At 60.0% G+C, this 17,802-nt stretch carries 11 protein-coding genes; 1 reads left to right on the forward strand and 10 read right to left on the reverse strand.

What is annotated here, in order from left to right:
• Positions 1-6: 6 nt before the first annotated feature.
• The 10 genes from ABZS45_RS08700 to ABZS45_RS08745 form a co-directional block, all read right to left on the reverse strand.
• On the reverse strand, positions 7-2,418 hold the full coding sequence (locus ABZS45_RS08700) for a S8 family peptidase (protein ID WP_412099486.1): 2,412 nt from the start codon (positions 2,416-2,418) through the stop codon (positions 7-9).
• Between the two features lie 232 nt (positions 2,419-2,650).
• Positions 2,651-6,646, reverse strand: a complete 3,996-nt coding sequence (locus ABZS45_RS08705; protein ID WP_412099487.1) for a DNA-directed RNA polymerase subunit beta' — start codon at positions 6,644-6,646, stop codon at positions 2,651-2,653.
• Between the two features lie 102 nt (positions 6,647-6,748).
• On the reverse strand, positions 6,749-10,228 hold the full coding sequence (locus tag ABZS45_RS08710; RefSeq protein WP_412099488.1) for a DNA-directed RNA polymerase subunit beta: 3,480 nt from the start codon (positions 10,226-10,228) through the stop codon (positions 6,749-6,751).
• 294 nt (positions 10,229-10,522) lie between these two features.
• A complete protein-coding gene (locus ABZS45_RS08715; protein WP_412099489.1) occupies positions 10,523-11,479 on the reverse strand; it encodes a DUF3068 domain-containing protein in 957 nt (318 codons plus the stop codon).
• Positions 11,480-11,604: 125 nt separating this feature from the next.
• Positions 11,605-11,991 carry a 50S ribosomal protein L7/L12 gene (gene rplL, locus ABZS45_RS08720; RefSeq protein WP_010189710.1) on the reverse strand — a complete coding sequence of 129 codons (387 nt, stop codon included), beginning with the start codon at positions 11,989-11,991 and terminating at the stop codon, positions 11,605-11,607.
• Positions 11,992-12,077: 86 nt separating this feature from the next.
• Positions 12,078-12,599 carry a 50S ribosomal protein L10 gene (gene rplJ, locus ABZS45_RS08725; protein WP_408930044.1) on the reverse strand — a complete coding sequence of 174 codons (522 nt, stop codon included), beginning with the start codon at positions 12,597-12,599 and terminating at the stop codon, positions 12,078-12,080.
• A 337-nt stretch (positions 12,600-12,936) separates the two neighbouring features.
• Positions 12,937-13,731 (reverse strand): ABC transporter ATP-binding protein, encoded by a 795-nt coding sequence (locus ABZS45_RS08730; protein ID WP_412099490.1) that lies wholly within the window; start codon positions 13,729-13,731, stop codon positions 12,937-12,939.
• Positions 13,732-13,738: 7 nt separating this feature from the next.
• Positions 13,739-14,791: a FecCD family ABC transporter permease gene (locus tag ABZS45_RS08735; protein ID WP_412099491.1), complete on the reverse strand. Its 1,053-nt coding sequence runs from the start codon at positions 14,789-14,791 to the stop codon at positions 13,739-13,741.
• Positions 14,788-15,855: a FecCD family ABC transporter permease gene (locus ABZS45_RS08740; RefSeq protein ID WP_412099492.1), complete on the reverse strand. Its 1,068-nt coding sequence runs from the start codon at positions 15,853-15,855 to the stop codon at positions 14,788-14,790. Before ABZS45_RS08740 ends, ABZS45_RS08735 begins: the two co-directional genes overlap by 4 nt.
• A complete protein-coding gene (locus tag ABZS45_RS08745) occupies positions 15,856-16,800 on the reverse strand; it encodes an ABC transporter substrate-binding protein (RefSeq protein ID WP_070673466.1) in 945 nt (314 codons plus the stop codon). It abuts the gene before it with no gap.
• Between the two features lie 142 nt (positions 16,801-16,942).
• On the opposite strand from ABZS45_RS08745, the gene ABZS45_RS08750 reads away from it, so the two are divergent.
• On the forward strand, positions 16,943-17,719 hold the full coding sequence (locus ABZS45_RS08750; protein ID WP_412101162.1) for a siderophore-interacting protein: 777 nt from the start codon (positions 16,943-16,945) through the stop codon (positions 17,717-17,719).
• The last annotated feature ends 83 nt before the right edge of the window (positions 17,720-17,802 follow it).

Here is a 17,802-nt window from a genome sequence, read left to right on the forward strand (position 1 = left end):
CAAGGATTAAAGCTTGGAAGAAAGACTGCTTAGGGGAACAAGCTCTCGAATAGCCTTGAATTCCGGAAGCGCTAAGACTGTGGGAAAAATAGGCAGGAAAGTAAGAAGAAGACCCAGCAGGATGGCAAACACTCCTGAACGAGATGAATTGCTCGAGCCTTCAAGCAAGTCTCGACTTTCTTCCTCCGACGAACCAACACTGGAGCTATCGGAGGGAATCGGGCGCATTGTAACGGTAGTCGTTACAGCTTCGACTGGATTCTGTTCAGCATCAACCACGTCTACTTCGGTAACAGTACTCGTTACGGTGACATCTGAAGTTTCTGTCACGGTCGGAACTTCGCGGGTCGGCTGATCTGCCGTCTGCGTCACTGTTGAAGTCCGTGTTATAGGCGCTTGTGGGAGCGTCTCCGTTACAGGTACTAACGTGACCGTTGATGGTTCAGCTGTAACAGTTATTGGGGCTGGGGTTTCAGCGTCCGGAGTGGTCGTGATCGTTATCGGAGTCTTAGCCGATTCTGATTCAGTTTCAACGACTACTTCAGGCGGCAACGTTGTGTACTTGGTTGAAGTAACTGTCGAAGTTTCCGTGACGCCGCTATCCTTGATGACTTCAGTGCTAGTTTCAGTCACAGGTTCCTCAACCACGGTAACTGGCGTAGGCGTTTCAGTAACCGTCACCTTTTCTATTTTTGTTGTGGGAGACGCAGGCACAGTAGATGTAACTGTTTTCGTTGTAGCGCTCGGTTCCGCTACTGAAGTCTGTGTGACAGTGACCTTCTCACCTGGGATGGTCTCAGTTACGACTACTTCACTTGTTGTCGTTTCAACTTCTGTATGGGTTTGGGTAACAGTTTCTGTCACGACCTCAGATTCAGTAACCGTAGCCGGCGCACTCGGCTCCTGCGTCGGCGTACCAGCATCCGCGGGCATTACCTTTCTAATGGCTGCTGCGGCATCGATTATTCCTTCACCCAAATAGACTGGTGGTTCGCCATTGAAATCTTTTGCAGTGTCTTGGAGAACCTGACGAATTTCGTCTGTAGTTAGTTCTGGGTTCGCCTCCAACATCATCGCAGCAACTCCTGCAACCAAGGGAGTAGCCATTGAAGTGCCATCATATGAAGCAATCGTTGGTTCCTCCGGGGTGGTCTTACCAGAATTCAATGTAGACCAGATGCCACGGGCCTCATCTTTTTTGGCCTTGAAATCGGAATAGTCGATGTAGTTTTGATCGCCACCAGGAGCAGCAATATCTACTTCGTCACCGTGGTTGGTGTAGCTAGCCTTTTTGCCCTCGGGTCCTGTCGAGGCTACTGTAATCACACCCTCGCAAGACGCGGGCTCAAAGAGGAAAGTATCCTGGTTGGAATTGCCCGCAGATACAAAGATGCGGGCGCCTTTCGCGTTGGCGCGATCGATTGCTGTTTGATAAACGTTTCCGCAAGGCTGGTTGTTACCCAGCGATAAGTTCAAAATGTCTGCGGGGTGGGCATTAGTAGGCACTCCGGAGATTTCGACACCCGCCGCCCAAGCAAGACCGTCTGCGATATCAGAAGTTAGACCACCGCATTTGGCCATCGTGCGGATCGGGATAATCCTTGCATCTTTTGCGGTGCCTGCTACACCATCATCATTCCACTCTGCACCAATAATTCCTGCAACGTGGGTTCCATGCCAACGAGAGTCGTATCCCGCATTCCGAGAATTGCACTCTCCGGCTGCAGTCCAATCGCCGTCATCGGCCGGATTTGCATCACGACCATCACCATCACGAGAGTATTCCGGCCGACTAACAAAGTCATAGCCTGAATCAGGAATAATATTGCGCTTCAAGTCAGGGTGATCGGTGATGCCTGAGTCGATGACTGCGACATTGACGCCATTTCCGGTATAGCCTAAATTCCAGGCCTCCTTAACGTTTGCGCCCCATTGCTCATTGTCCTTGTAGTGCCACATATCCGGGTACTTTGGATCACTTGGTTCAATAGCGAATGGTTCATTCCAAGCGTCAATCTCCACAAAAGCCACACCAGGCCGCTCTTGGACTGAGTTAATGAACTCAGCCGCTTCTTCTGCATTAAGCTTTCGCTGCAGCTGGACCACTGATGAACCATCGTGCATTTGACGTTGCTCTCGTCCCGACGTTCCCAAGCGTTCAGCAGCGGAACCGAAAACCGAAGCTCTCTTCTGCGCGGTTGCCGACGCAATCCCGGCATCTGGCTGCGCTTCGTCGTATCCGATGATAAAGCGGTCTGCACCATCTGGTTCTATATGCAGTTCCGAAGCCGTTACCTCTGCCGCCGGGGTCCTTAGAGATTCCTCTTGGGCTTGGGCGGGAGCACTGATGATCGAAGTTGCCGAGAGAGCCGCTGTCAATGACAGACTTAGTGTTTTTAAGTTTTTCTTGATGAACAATGTGGGGATCCATTCACTTGAGAGGAGCAGTGGATGGCAAGCCAGAGCCTTAAACAGAACCCAATGCAAATGCCATGGATGCTTATTTTTTATTAGCAACTTCCTGCATTCTATCTGGCCACTATATAAATGCCAAGCTAATCCTAGCTAGTCGCTTGCTTAGACTGAAGCGCAAAGCAAAAGGCCAGCCAGTGCCTACTGCACTGACTGGCCTTAGCTCAGACTGCGAAGACTAGAAGGTGTAGTCCTCCTCCAGCGGCACGGAAGCGCCGGTGAACTCACCGAAGCCATCGTCGCCGTAGATGGAATCACCATAGGTAGGGATGGAGTACGCAGCGTTGCGTGCAGCCTCAGTCGGCTTGACGCTGATGTTGCGGTAACGGGAAATACCGGTACCGGCCGGGATCAGCTTACCGATGATGACGTTCTCCTTCAGACCAATGAGCTGATCCGAGCGCTTGTTGATAGCGGCGTCGGTAAGCACACGCGTGGTCTCCTGGAAGGAGGCCGCAGACAGCCAGGACTCCGTAGCCAGGGAGGCCTTGGTGATACCCATGATCTCACTGCGCAGCTGTGCCGGCTGGCCACCCTCAGCGACCTGAGCCGCGTTAACCTGCTTGGCCTCAGAGAGGTCAATGAGGTTACCCGGCAGCAAGTCGGTAGTACCAGCGTCAATGACGGTACCGCGACGCAGCATCTGACGGATGATGATCTCGATGTGCTTGTCGTGGATGGCCACACCCTGTGCACGGTAAACGGCCTGGACCTCATCAATGAGGTGCTTCTCCACGCCGCGGCGGCCGAGGACCTCAAGCACGTCGTGCGGGTCAGCCGCACCACGCATGAGGCGGTCACCGGTGCCGACGTGGTCACCGTCGCGCAGGGAGCGCTCGATCATGGCCTCCGGGTTGGACTCCATCGGGCGGCGGACCTGAGCCAGGCCCTGGCGCTTCGACAGCTTCTCGTAAACGACGTTGTCCGAGCCATCATCCGGGGTGATGGTCAGGGTCCAGAAGTTGCCCTCATCCGACAGGGACACGGTGCCGTCGACGGAAGCGATAGGAGCACGGTTCTTCGGGTTACGGGCCTCGAAGAGCTCCTGAACACGCGGCAAACCGCCGGTAATATCGCCACCGACACCACCCTGGTGGAAGGTACGCATGGTCAGCTGGGTACCCGGCTCACCAATGGACTGTGCGGCCACGATGCCGACTGCCTCACCGATGTCGACCAGCTGGCCGGAGGCCATGGACTTGCCGTAGCACTTGGCACAAACACCGGCCGGGGTCTGGCAGGTCAGCACGGAGCGGACCTTGATCTCCAGAACACCAGCGTTGACGATCGTGCGGCTGAGCTCCTCAGTCAGGTCGGTGCCTGCCTCAGCGATGACTTCACCGTTTTCATCCTTGACATCGTTAGCCACGACGCGGCCGGATGCGGAGGTCTCCCACAGCTCGTGCAGGTCGTAGGAGCCAGGCGCAACCTCGACGCCGAGCGGGACGCGCACGCCCTGACGGGTGCCACAGTCCTCCTCGCGGACAATGACGTCCTGTGCCACGTCCACCAGACGACGGGTGAGGTAGCCAGAGTCAGCGGTACGCAGAGCGGTATCCGCCAGACCCTTACGGGAACCGTGCGAGTTGTTGAAGTACTCCAGAACCGACAGGCCCTCGCGGAAGGAGGTCTTAATCGGACGGGTGATGTAGTCACCCTTGGAGTTCACAACCATGCCCTTCATACCGGCCAGGGTCCAGATCTGACGCATGTTACCGGCAGCACCGGACTTCACGATCATCGGAATCGGGTTGTCGTCGGGGTACATGTCCTCGACGGCGTTACCCACGGTGTCCGTGGCGTCCTTCCACAGCTCCACCAGGCGGTCGTAGCGCTCGCGCTCGGTCAGAGCACCCTGCTCCCAGTACTTGCGCTCGATGCGCTCTGCTTCCTTCTCATAAGACTCGAGAACCTCGGTCTTGTTCGGCAGAACCAGAACGTCGTGCATGGTGATGGTCACGCCGGAACGGGTGGCCCAGTAGAAGCCCGCGTCCTTCATCTTGTCCAGAACCTGGGCAACGGTGATCATCGGGTACTTCGCAGCGAGGTCATTAATGACATCACCGAGCAGCATCTTGTTGGCGGAGCCACCCTTACGGACCATGACGCCCTCGAGGTACGGATAGTTCCACGGCAGCAAGTCGTTGAACATGATGCGGCCCAGGGTGGTCTCAGCGAGCCAGGCCTGGCCCTTCTGCCAACCATCCGGGAACTGCTCTGCCTCGATGTCTGATGGCGGACGCAGGTGGGAGATGCGCACCTTGATCGGGGCCTGCAGGCCCAGGACACCGCGGTCACGGGCCATGATGGCCTCCGCGTAGGAGGAGTACACGCCCTGCTCCGGACGGTCCTCGGTGGCGGGCTGGTAACGGCCCTCGCCACCGATCTCGTCCTCAGCCTTGTCCATGGTGAGGTAGTACAGGCCGGTAACCATATCCAGGCGCGGCATAGCCAGCGGCTTACCGGAGGCCGGGGACAGAATGTTATTGGAGGCCAGCATCAGCACGCGTGCCTCAGCCTGTGCCTCAGCGGACAGCGGCAGGTGGACTGCCATCTGGTCACCGTCGAAGTCGGCGTTGAAAGCTTCACAAGCCAGCGGGTGCAGCTGGATGGCCTTACCTTCGACCAGCTTCGGCTCGAAGGCCTGGATACCCAGGCGGTGCAGGGTAGGTGCACGGTTCAGCATCACCGGGTGCTCGGAAATGGCCTCTTCGAGGACGTCCCACACCTCAGGGCGCTGGCGCTCCACCATGCGCTTGGCGGACTTGATGTTCTGCGCGTAGTCATTTTCCACCAGGCGCTTCATGACGAAGGGCTTGAACAGCTCCAGAGCCATGAGCTTCGGCAGACCACACTCGTGCAGCTTGAGCTGCGGACCAACGATAATCACGGAACGGCCGGAGTAGTCCACACGCTTACCCAGGAGGTTCTGGCGGAAGCGGCCCTGCTTGCCCTTGAGCAGGTCAGACAGGGACTTCAGCGGGCGGTTACCCGGGCCGGTGACCGGACGGCCGCGGCGGCCGTTGTCGAAGAGGGCGTCAACGGACTCCTGCAGCATGCGCTTCTCGTTGTTCACGATGATCTCGGGAGCACCGAGGTCGATCATGCGCTTGAGGCGGTTGTTGCGGTTGATCACGCGACGGTATAGGTCGTTGAGGTCAGAGGTGGCGAAGCGGCCACCGTCCAGCTGCACCATCGGGCGCAGCTCCGGCGGGATCACCGGGATAGCATCCAGGACCATGCCGGCCGGGTCGTTGCCCGAGCGCAGGAAGGCTGCAACAACCTTCAAACGCTTGAGGGCACGCATCTTCTTCTGGCCCTTGCCGTTGTTGATGATCTCCTTGAGCTCCTCGGCCTCAGCCTCGAGGTCGAAGTTACGGATGAGAGTCTGGATAGCCTCAGCACCCATGCCGCCGGTGAAGTAATCCTCGTAGCGGTCAACCAGCTCTTCGTAGATGGTCTCATCGATGATCATCTGCTTTGGAGCCAGCTTGATGAAGGTGTTCCAGATTTCATCGAGGCGAGCAACCTCGCGCTCACCGCGCTCGCGGATGTGCTGCATCTCCTTGTCGGCAGCGTTCTGGACCTTGCGGCGGGCGTCGGCCTTAGCGCCGGCGGCCTCCAGCTCGGCCAGGTCCTGCTCGAGCTTGGCAGCGCGCTCGGCGATCTCTGCCTCGACGTCATCCTCCACGTCCTTCTTCTCCAGCAGCATTTCTGCTTCCAGAGTGGACTGGTCATTGTGGCGAGCTTCCTCGTCCACGGAGGTGATGATGTTGGCGGCGAAGTAAATGATGCGCTCAAGATCCTTCGGAGCCAGGTCCAGCAGGTAGCCCAGGCGGGAAGGAACGCCCTTGAAGTACCAGATGTGGGTAACCGGAGCGGCCAGCTCGATGTGGCCCATGCGCTCACGGCGCACCTTGGACTTGGTCACCTCGACGCCACAGCGCTCACAGATGATGCCCTTGTAGCGCACGCGCTTGTACTTACCGCAGGCGCACTCCCAGTCACGGGTTGGGCCGAAGATGCGCTCACAGAAGAGGCCGTCCTTCTCCGGCTTGAGGGTGCGGTAGTTAATGGTTTCGGGTTTCTTGACCTCGCCCTTGGACCAGCGACGGATGTCCTCTGCGGTGGCCAGCCCGATGCGGAGCTCGTCGAAGAGATTTACGTCAAACACGTAATGTCTCCCTTTCATCCCCCGTCAGGGGGAAGTTGATGGCTTTGAATGTAGGTGGTGTTTCGTTATGCCCGCCGCCTTGATAAGCGGCGGACCAAGAAGCTAGGCGATGTCTGCGTCGGAGCGCTCGTCGCGGGACAGGTTAATGCCCAGGGACGGGGCGCCGTCCATGTCATCATCGTCGGAGCCGGACAGTTCCATCGGGGTGCCGTCGGTGGAGAGAACCTCCACGTTCAGGCAGAGGGACTGCAGCTCCTTGAGGAGGACCTTGAAGGACTCCGGGATACCCGGATCCGGGATGTTGTCACCCTTGACAATGGCCTCGTAGACCTTGACGCGGCCGACCACGTCATCGGACTTGATGGTCAGAAGCTCCTGCAGGGTGTAAGCAGCGCCGTATGCCTGCATTGCCCACACCTCCATCTCGCCGAAGCGCTGGCCACCGAACTGTGCCTTACCACCCAGCGGCTGCTGGGTAATCATGGAGTACGGACCGGTGGAGCGGGCGTGAATCTTCTCGTCGACGAGGTGGTGCAGCTTGAGCATGTACATGTAACCGACGGAAACCGGGTACAGGTAGGGCTCGCCGGAGCGGCCATCGAAGAGGCGGGCCTTGCCGTGCTCATCCACCATGACGTCACCATCGCGGTTCGGCTTGGAGGAAGCCAGCAGGCGAGAGATCTCCTCGTTGGTGGCACCGTCGAAGACCGGGGTTGCGGTGAGGGACTCCGGCGGGACGTCGTACAGCTCTTCCGGAAGGGTCTTGAGTAGCTCGGCGTTGGCCGGGTCCTCAGTGTCGATCTTCCAACCGGCGTGTGCCAGCCAGCCGAGGTGAACCTCAAGAACCTGGCCGATGTTCATACGACGCGGCACACCGTGGGTGTTGAGGATGATGTCCACTGGGGTGCCATCCTCCATGAAGGGCATATCCTCCGGCGGAAGGATCTTGCCCACAACGCCCTTGTTGCCGTGGCGGCCAGCGAGCTTATCGCCGTCCTGGATCTTGCGCTTCTGAGCCACGTAGACGCGGATCATTTCGTTGACGCCCGGGGCCAGATCGTCGTCATCTTCACGGGAGAAGCGGGAAACGCCGATGACCTTACCGGTCTCACCGTGCGGCACCTTCATAGAGGTATCGCGAACCTCGCGGGCCTTCTCACCGAAGATGGCGCGCAGGAGGCGCTCCTCCGGGGTCAGCTCGGTTTCACCCTTCGGGGTGACCTTACCTACCAGGATGTCGCCCGCGCGGACGTCGGCGCCGATGCGGACGATGCCGCGCTCGTCGAGGTCACGCAGAACGTCATCGGAGACGTTCGGGATCTCGCGGGTGATCTCCTCCGGGCCCAGCTTGGTATCGCGAGCATCGATCTCGTGCTCCTCGATGTGGATCGAGGTGAGGATGTCTTCCTCCACGATGCGCTGGTTGAGGATGATGGCATCCTCGTAGTTGTGGCCTTCCCACGGCATGAAGGCAACCAGCAGGTTGCGGCCGAGGGACATCTCACCGTTGTGGGTACCGGGGCCGTCGGCAAGCACCTGGCCTGCCTCCACACGGTCACCCAGGGAGACCAGCGGGGTCTGGTTGTAGTTGGTGTTCTGGTTGGTGCGCTCGAACTTGCGCAGCATGTAGGTATCGCGCTGGCCCTCGTCATCCATGATGGTGATGAGGTCCGCGGTGACGTTCTCCACCACGCCCGCCTTCGGGGTGATGATGAGGTCACCAGCATCGTAGGCAGCACGCTGCTCCATACCGGTGCCCACGTACGGGGCCTCGGAGCGAACCAGCGGGACGGCCTGGCGCTGCATGTTCGCGCCCATGAGGGCACGGTTAGCATCGTCGTGCTCGAGGAACGGAATCATGGCGGTTGCCACAGACACCATCTGGCGCGGGGAAACGTCAACGTAGTCAACGCCGGAAGCGTCGGTCACGCCGATATCGCCGTCCTTGAGGCGGACCTCGATGCGGTCACCGGTCAGGGTGCCGTCGGCATCCTTCTCAACCTCAGCCTGCGCGATGGCATAGCGATCCTCTTCATCGGCGGTGAGGTACTCCACCTGGTCAGTGACCTTGCCATCCACAACCTTGCGGTATGGGGTCTCGATGAAGCCGAAAGCATTGACGCGGGCGTAGGAAGCCAGCGAACCGATCAGGCCAATGTTCGGGCCTTCCGGCGTCTCAATCGGGCACATGCGGCCGTAGTGCGAAGCGTGAACGTCTCGCACCTCAATGCCGGCGCGCTCACGGGACAGACCGCCCGGGCCCAGCGCGGACAGGCGGCGCTTGTGGGTCAGGCCGGACAGCGAGTTGTTCTGGTCCATGAACTGCGAGAGCTGGGAGGTACCGAAGAATTCGCGGATGGCAGCAGAAACCGGACGGACGTTGATCAGGGAGGTCGGGGTAATCGACTCTGCATCCTGGGTGGTCATGCGCTCACGGACGACGCGCTCCATGCGGGACAGGCCCACGCGGACCTGGTTCTGGATGAGCTCGCCGACGGTGCGCAGACGACGGTTACCAAAGTGGTCGATGTCGTCGGTGTGGATGGAGATCATCTCACCATTCGGGGCCTTCATCTCACGCTCGCCGGCGTGCAGGCGCACGAGGTACTCGAGGGTGACGGCGATGTCTTCCTCGGTCAGGGTCATCAGACCATCGTGATCTCCGCCCAGGCCGAGCTTGCGGTTGACCTTGTAGCGGCCCACCTTGGCCAGGTCATAGCGCTTGGCGCGGAAGAAGGAGTTATCCAGCAGTGCCTGTGCGAGGTCGCGCGTGGGCTGCTCGCCTGGGCGCTGCTTGCGGTAGATCTCCAGCAGAGCCTCATCGGTGTTGGCCACGCCATCGGACTCAAGGGTGGACATCATGAGCTCGGAGAAGCCGAAGCGCTCCTTGATCTGCTCTTCGCTCCACCCCAGGGCCTTGAGCAGCACGGTCACCGGCTGGCGGCGCTTACGGTCGATACGGACACCGACGGTGTCGCGCTTGTCGACGTCAAACTCCAACCATGCACCGCGGGAAGGAATCACCTTCACGGAGTGCAGCGGGCGCTCGGTGGACTTGTCGATGGTCTGGTCGAAGTAGACACCCGGGGAACGCACGAGCTGCGAAACGATAACGCGCTCGGTGCCGTTGACGATGAAGGTGCCCTTATCGGTCATCATCGGGAAATCGCCGATGAAGACGGTCTGGGACTTAATCTCCTGGGTGTCGTTATTGATGAATTCTGCGGTGACGTACAGTGGCGCCGAGTAGTTGATGTCCTTCTCTTTGCACTCGTCCACGGTGTTCTTCACCGGCTCGAAGCGAGGCTCCGACAGGGAAAGGGACATGTTGCCCGAGTAATCCTGGATCGGAGAAAGCTCCTCGAGGATATCCTCAAGGCCGCTTGTCACGCGTGCGTCTTCGCCGCGCTCTGCCTGCTCGCGCTCGCGCCACTCGGGGGTGCCGATAAGCCACGCGTAAGAATCGAGTTGTAGATCGAGGAGGCCCGGGACGGCGATAGGCTCGCTGATTTTAGCGAAGGAGTATCGCTTCGGGGCTCCAGGGATATTGGCCACTGACTTGGTCTGGCGGGAGACTGCCAAGATGGGTCCTTCCAGTACCTCTGGCGGATTGCGGCCCCACCCTGGCCGGTGAGGTGCAAAACCGCTGGTAGATTTAGCATTCGGTCTGCTGTGGAATGACTGGGTTTAGAATGCACAAAATCACCTTGTCAAGTCGGTTTTACCATCACCGCTCGAAAGGCTAAATGTGCACTAAAGATCCAGATTCCAGCGCAACGAAATAGCCTATAGCATAATGGCAGCCTTGTAAAGGCGAAACGTGCCGTCGGCGTGTCGCTGCGGAGATCCGCACGCGCGGGCTTCTAGCGCGAGCGGCTAGCGGGCGTGACGGCTCGTGGGGCGACGGAAAGCGCCCAGCGCTCCGAGCAGCACCAGAAGCACGCCGATTCCGACGCCGCCCCAGCGCAGCCACTGCCCCACGGCACTCCGTGGGAAGCGCTCGGCCTGCTGGAGCAGCTCCGCCCGGGATTCCTCATCAGTGGCACCGTTGAAGGCGAACTGTACCTCACGCTCGTTGCCCTCGCGGTCGGCCCAGTAGTCCTTGATATCGACATCCATGCCCACGACGAGTCCGGTGGCTTGGTCTACAAAGAGGTCCCGTGTTGCGGCGTGGAAGAGGTAGCCCTGCTCGGTGGATCCATCTTCGTTGCTCAGCGTGGTAGTCGTGTTCCCAGCATAAAGGGTAGCCACATTGGTGGGCTCAATCTCCTGGCGGTAGCGGTAGACCGTGCGACCATCGATGTCGAGGGATTCCTCGAAGACGGCGTCGGCAGCCTTGCGCAGGACCGGGTCAAAGACCGGGTAGGTGGTCTGCTCGGCATCAGCGGGCAGCTTCAGCCAATAGCCCTCGACGGGCACCTCCGCCGTGGGCGAGCCCATGGTGTGGGAAAGTGCTGCCGGGCCCGTGGCCTCACCGCTGAGGCGGTCGACGGGATAGTTCCACACGCGCGCAAAGCTCAAGTCCTCCACGTTGCCCGTGCCACCGCGGATGGCGGACTCCCCCACCCGCAGCGTTGCGGTGTCCTTGTTGGCCGGCTCCTGGATGTCCATATTGAGCTGATAGGTCATCGGCCCCTCGTACTGCGTAACACCCTCTGCGGACAGTGCCTGCCCAGTGGCGTTCTCATCCTGCATCGTCCACGTAGTGTCCTTGATATCCAGCGGCAGGCGCGGGCTAAAGCTCAAGAAGCTCGACGCCGTCAGGCCAGCTGCGATCAGCGCAACGCCAAGGCCGAGCAGGAGGACGGAGAAGATGCGGGACTTGGGCAGCATGGTGGCTCATTCTACAGCCCATCCCCATCAAAACGGGAACAACCCCGCACCGCGCAAAAAGCGGAACGGGGTTGTTGGCGCGCAGCGAGTGTGCTGCGCGGGAAAGCTTCAGTAATTCAGGTGAATTACTTGAGCTCGACGGAAGCGCCAGCCTCTTCGAGCTTAGCCTTAGCAGCCTCAGCGTCGTCCTTGGAAGCACCCTCGAGGATAGCCTTCGGAGCACCCTCAACGAGCTCCTTAGCTTCCTTCAGGCCCAGGCCGGAGACGATCTCGCGGACAGCCTTAATAACGCCGATCTTCTTAGCGCCGGCGTCGGTCAGAACGACGTCGAACTCGGTCTTCTCTTCCTCAGCGGCACCGCCGGCAGCCGGGGCACCAGCAGCAACAGCAGCAACCGGAGCAGCGGCCTCAACGTCGAAGACCTCCTCGAATTCCTTGACGAACTCGGAGAGCTCGATGAGGGTCATTTCCTTGAAAGCTTCAATGAGCTCGTCCTTGGTGAGCTTAGCCATGATTGGCATCCTTTCTCATTGTTCCTGGCCACGCTAGGCAGCCAGATAAGTGTGTGTGTTTAAGTTGTGCGCCTGTAAGTGGCGTCTTAAGCTTCCGCAGCCTTCTTGTCCTGCAGGGCCGCAGCGGTGCGGACCATCTTGGTTGCAGGAGCGTTGAATACGGCGGCAGCCTTTGCCATAGAACCCTTCATGGCGCCAGCCAGCTTTGCGAGGGTGGTCTCGCGGTTGTCCAGCTTGGCGATGGCCTCAACCTGGTCGGCAGACAGAGCGTTGCCGTCCATGTAGCCACCCTTGATAACGAGTGCCTTGTTGTCATCAGCGAACTTGGTGATGACCTTCGCAGCATCCACTGCCTCGCCCTTGATGAACGCAATAGCGGTCGGGCCGGTCAGGTGCTCGTCAAGACCCTCGATGCCAGCTTCGTTGGCAGCGATCTTGAAAAGGGTGTTCTTGGCGACGGAGTACTCAACGTCAAAGCCGAGGTTGTTACGCAGCTCCTGGAGCTGACCCACGGTCAGGCCACGGTACTCGGTCAGCACGATGGAGTTAGCACCATCGAGCTTCTCCTTCAGTGCCGCCAGGTCTGCGGTGTTCTTCGGGTTTGCCATTTTCTACTTCGCCTCCTTTCGAAACATCTCTTGTGTTTTCCGCCGGGGCCTTCCCTACTCCGCTTGCCCGATGGACAACCGAAATAACAAAAGCCCCGTGCAAGAGCACAGGGCGCGCGCGGAAATCCGCGCTCATTCGCAAAGTGTCTCCTGCGTGGGCCGCCCTCTAGGATGAGGAACCTTCGATCCGGATATCCGGATGACCGACGGTCTTCGGTGAACTTTGACGCGGCCTCAGCGGGCCGTTCAAACTTCGCTAGGTACTTTACAACCCGACCTGCCACAACTCCAAATCGCTCCGCTGGGAGTTCCTACTCGGCCTCGTGTATGAGCATGTCTAGTCACCGAGCACCCCACGCGGCACGATAACCGGAGAGTCACCTCGCGGGTCATCCCAGATTTCCACGTCAATGCCATACGCGGCTGCCAGCACTTCTTTTGTCAACGCCTGGCGGGGAGTTCCCTGCGCGATGACCTCACCGTTGTTCATGACCACCATGGTGTCGGAGTACTGACCGGCCAACATGAGATCGTGCAACACGACGACGACCGTTTTCCCTGCATCGGCTTGTTTGCGCACGAGCTGCAAAACGCTCATGGCGTGGGCTGGGTCGAGGAAGGTGGTGGGTTCGTCGAGAAGCAGCACTGGTGTGTCCTGCGCCAAGGCCAGCGCGAGCCACACTCGTTGGCGTTGGCCACCCGAGAGCGCCGCGATGTCACGGTCGATGAAGTCCGTAATGCCTGTCTCCACGCAAGCCTGCGCGATGATGTCGCGGTCCTTCGCGGACAGTCCCCGCCCGCGGCCCAGGTGCGGGTAGCGGCCGCGCGCTACAAGCTCGCCCACCCGAAGCCCATCCGGCGCCGTCGGCTGCTGCGGCAAAAGCGCCACGTGGGCAGCTGCTTCCTTCGGGCTCATGGCGTGCACGTCTAGCTCGCCGATGTGCACGCGCCCCAGCCGCGGGCGAAGAATCTTGGACAAGGTCTTCAGCAACGTGGACTTACCGCAGCCATTAGGGCCAATAAGCGTGGTGATTTCACCCGGGCGAGCCACCAGTTCAACGCCGGACAGGATATCTTCCCCGTCCTTATAGCCGGCATGAATACCGGTGGCTGTAATTTCTCTGTCTTTCACAAGCTTTTTATCCTCTCCGCCGTGCGGCGTTCCACACCAAGATGACTAGGGCACAACCTCCGATGATGGAGGAGACAGCGCCTACGGGAGCGTCCATCGGCAGCATTCCAGCAATGACAGCGCACACACTCAACAAGGCGGCGCCGGCAGCGCAGGAGACTAGGGGCACCGGCGTGGGCGTGCGGGCAACAATGCGCCCCACATGCGGGGCCAGAAGCGCGATGAAACCAATCGGTCCGGCCACCGATACGGTCACCGCGCAGATGCCCGTAGCTGCGACCAACAGGAACGCGCGTGTTCGCGTGATGTTAACCCCGAGGGAAAGAGCCGAGAGATCATCATGCGTAAGAAGCGGCAACTCCCGAGCACACCACAGGCCGAGAACTACGAATGGTGCCAACCCCACGAGCAGAGGAATGATGACATCCATCCGCACGAAGCCCGTGGTTCCCGCCAACCAGAGCTGGGACTGCGCCGCGCGGAGGATCTGGGCAGCGCGCAACAGATATGTCACGAGGGCGTGGAACAGAAGTGACAGCGCGATTCCGACGATGACGATACGGTTGCTCGTGCCGATTCCCCCAAGTGCCACCAGCAGGATGGCCGCTAGCACGGCACCCAGCAACGCGAGCCCGGCTCGCCACCAGAACATGGAGAGTCCTTCGGCAAGCAGCGGCCGGGAGAATACCGTTCCGAGGACCACCATGACGGACGCACCACCAGTCACGCCAAGGATGTCAGGCGAGGCCAGCGGATTGCGCGACATCGACTGCGTCCACGACCCTGCCAGGCCAAGCGCGGCACCCACGATGAGGGTCGCTAGCGCTACGGGCATGCGCAGGTCCCAGACAACCCGAATCTCGCTTCGGCTTCCCCCGCCGTTGAGAACCTCGAGAACCTGCCCCGGGCTCAAGGCCACAGGGCCCTGTCCCAGCAGGAGGACATAGGAGCTTGCCGCCACCAGAACAAAGAAACAGGTGGCTCCCCATATCCATGCCCGGCGCTGCCGCTCTTGGGAACGCAGATGCTTGACGACGTCCCCCTTCTGCAACCCCCTCATAGCTTGTGCTCCCCGCGGTGTACGGCCCAGATGAGAAATGGTGCGCCAACAAAGGCCAAGACGATGGACATCTCCAGCTCAGAGGGGCCGGCGATGAGGCGGCCGAGAATATCCGCAGCGAGTACGGAGCAACCACCGAGCAACGCGGCAGGAGCAATCATCGCGGTAACTTCCGGCCCCGTGAACCGGCGCAGTAGATGGGGGATGGCAAAGCCGACGAAGGCGATGGGCCCCGTCGCCGCGGTAGCGCATCCTGCTAGAACAACGATGCTCAAGGCAGCGCCGTGCCGCGTCAGCGTGGGAGAACCACCTAGAGCAACCGAGGATTCCTCCCCCATTGCCAAAAGATCGAGCGGGCGCGCCACACGTGCGGCGATGATAAACCCGATGAACAATCCGGCACATGCGATGGCGACATCCTCTGGGCCGCGCCCAAACGTGGAGCCGATGGTCCACCGGCGCATGCTGTCAAGGACATCCGTGGAGTACAGGCCGATCAACATGGCGCCAGAGCTCAAGGCAGCAGCAACACCTGCGCCGACTAGGACCAGCGTCAGGGGATCCTGAAACCGCCGGGATACACCCAGCACTAATGCTGTGGCCATGCCGGCGCCTACGAGGGCGAGCGCGGTGCGCACCCCGGTTGAGGTGGCGACACCTAGCGCCGTCCCGAGGGCAACCAGGAACGAAGCTCCCGCAGTGATACCGATGAAGCCCGGATCCGCCAAAGGGTTTCTAGTCCAGGACTGAGCGATAACACCCGATACAGCGATGGCAGCACCCGCGAAGTAGGCCACGAACGTGCGGGGAATACGCAAATCCCACACGATGTTTTCGATATCTGCTTCGCCTCCGCGGAGGAGGGCAGGCACCAGATCCGGCAACGGAATAGCCCTCGAGCCAACCGCCAATGAGCACAGCAAAAGGAGGAAGGTCGACACAACCAGGGCCGTGGTGAGCAGTGCGCGGCTTCTCCCCCGCGAATCCAGTGCGTCTGCCTTGCCACGGCGTTGCGGGTACGCAACGCCGTGGATAGCGTCAGCCTTCCTCGGTAGTGCGAGCACTTAGAGCTGCTCTTCGAACTTGTTGACGGCCCACGGGATCGTCAGCGGGTTCGGCACGCTCATCGCATTGCCGGTGTCCGTGTCGAGGTAGCGGACGCGTCCATCCTTGACCACGTCCAGGCCTTGGAATGTGGAATCCTTCTTCAGCTCATCGACCGCACCGTTGTAATCCAAGACGAACAGATAGTCCACATTGTTGAGCTGGGAGTAGTTTTCCGGGGCATAGTCCACGAAGAAGCTGGAACCATCACCCTGCAGTTCCTTGGGGATCTCAAAGCCGAGGTCTTCGATGAACTGGCCACGGCCGTCTTCTGCCGTGTAGAGGCCCAGCTTCCCGTCATAGGGCATGAGGATGGCTGCGCGCTTGCCCTGCAGCTCCGGGTGGGAGTCCTTGAACTGCTCAAAGGCGCCCTCTGCTTGGTCAATGAGCTTCTCCCCCTCCTCTTCCTTATCCACCGCAGAGGCGATGGTCTTGACTTGCTCATCCCAGGGGATCTGCCAGTCCTCGAAACCTTCGGGCTTCACGGTCAGCGGGGCGATATCCTCGAGGGATTTCTTTGCTTCCTGGTCCACTGCCTGGTTCACGGCGATGATCTGTGTGGGGTCCGAGGCAGTGACCTGCTCTAGAACCTCGGCCGTGAAACCGGAGGCGGTGTTATAGATCACCTCGGGCTGGGCATCTCCCAAAAGCTCCTTCGCCCATGGGCCAACTCCGGAGGGATCACCATCCCCTTTCGCACCCCAGGGGGCCACAGCAACGGGAGTGATTCCGAGTGCCAGTACGGTATCGGCATCACCGAGCCCCAGGCTGGCAACGCGCACCTCCTCAGCGCTGTCCGCACCCGCGCTGTCCTCGCCACTTCCGCGCGAGCACCCCGCTAAAGCAATCGCTGCCGCTGAGACAATGGCGAGCACGGTTTTTGCGCGCCGGTGGATAGCAACCATGGAATAAACCTTTCCTTCAACGGGAGCGAGCATGCAAGCATTCGCACCCCTAACTTATTTGAGCCTAGCCTAACCTGCACGTTATGATGGTTTCAAATTTGACCTCTACCTAGGATCAATTCCCTTGACGCATCACCGCTTATTGCCCGTCACCCTCACCGGGAACACCCGCCTCAAGCCGCGGCTGCACCGCTTAACTTTTCACTCGCCAGCCTTTAGTGACTACCCCTTAGCCGGACCTGACGAGTATTTTGGGCTCCTCATGCCCCAAGACGAGCAGGATTTTTCACCCTTCCCGGTCGACGATACCAATGTTCGCGCCGCCGTCACCCGATTGCCCGACGACACTCGCCCAGCATTGCGCTGGTACACAATTCGCAAACTCAACCAAGACGCGTGCACCATCGATGTCGACGTGGTGACCCATGGCGATAATGGCCCGGGCTCACGCTGGATCCTCAATGCCCAACCCGGGGATACCGCCGGAATATATACCGGGCAAGCACTGTGGCAGGCCCCTAGGAAGTCACAACTATTACTCGCGGATGCCTCTGCTCTACCGGCGCTGTGGCACATCCTCGAGCACTACGAAGCCTTGTCACCGGAAACCTTGGGCAGCGTCGATGTCGTTGCCATGATCACAGACGACGCTGAAGTTGAAGATGGCTTGGAGGAGACGTGGCGCGGCAAGGTCCGCTCACTCACCATGGTCTTGGCTCCACACGACGAACACTGCACACGCGCCAGACAACTTCTCGGCTCCCGCTTCACCGCGGATACTGCACCGGATTCGGTGTGGGTGTCCGGCGAAGGGGATCTCGCAAAAGCTGTGCGCTCGATAGCCGTGCATGACTGGGGCGTTCCGCGCGAAGACGTCATCTGGTCCGTGTACTGGATGAAAGGGAGGCCGCGGCCCTAGAGCAGTCTTCGCCTCTAGAGCCTGCGGCCTGGGGCACAGGGACCAAAGCAATGACACCTTATGCAAAGGAGCGCATACACTCA

Origin of the sequence: Corynebacterium aurimucosum (assembly GCF_046895345.1) — a bacterium.
Taxonomy (GTDB): domain Bacteria; phylum Actinomycetota; class Actinomycetes; order Mycobacteriales; family Mycobacteriaceae; genus Corynebacterium; species Corynebacterium aurimucosum_G.

Bases quoted from the DNA above. Each gene is read 5' to 3' on its own strand.
- ABZS45_RS08715 (WP_412099489.1), bottom strand. From the start codon at position 11,479: ATGCTGCCCAAGTCCCGCATCTTCTCCGTCCTCCTGCTCGGCCTTGGC.
- rplL (WP_010189710.1), bottom strand. From the start codon at position 11,991: ATGGCTAAGCTCACCAAGGACGAGCTCATTGAAGCTTTCAAGGAAATG.
- rplJ (WP_408930044.1), bottom strand. From the start codon at position 12,599: ATGGCAAACCCGAAGAACACCGCAGACCTGGCGGCACTGAAGGAGAAG.
- ABZS45_RS08735 (WP_412099491.1), bottom strand. From the start codon at position 14,791: ATGAGGGGGTTGCAGAAGGGGGACGTCGTCAAGCATCTGCGTTCCCAA.
- ABZS45_RS08745 (WP_070673466.1), bottom strand. From the start codon at position 16,800: ATGGTTGCTATCCACCGGCGCGCAAAAACCGTGCTCGCCATTGTCTCA.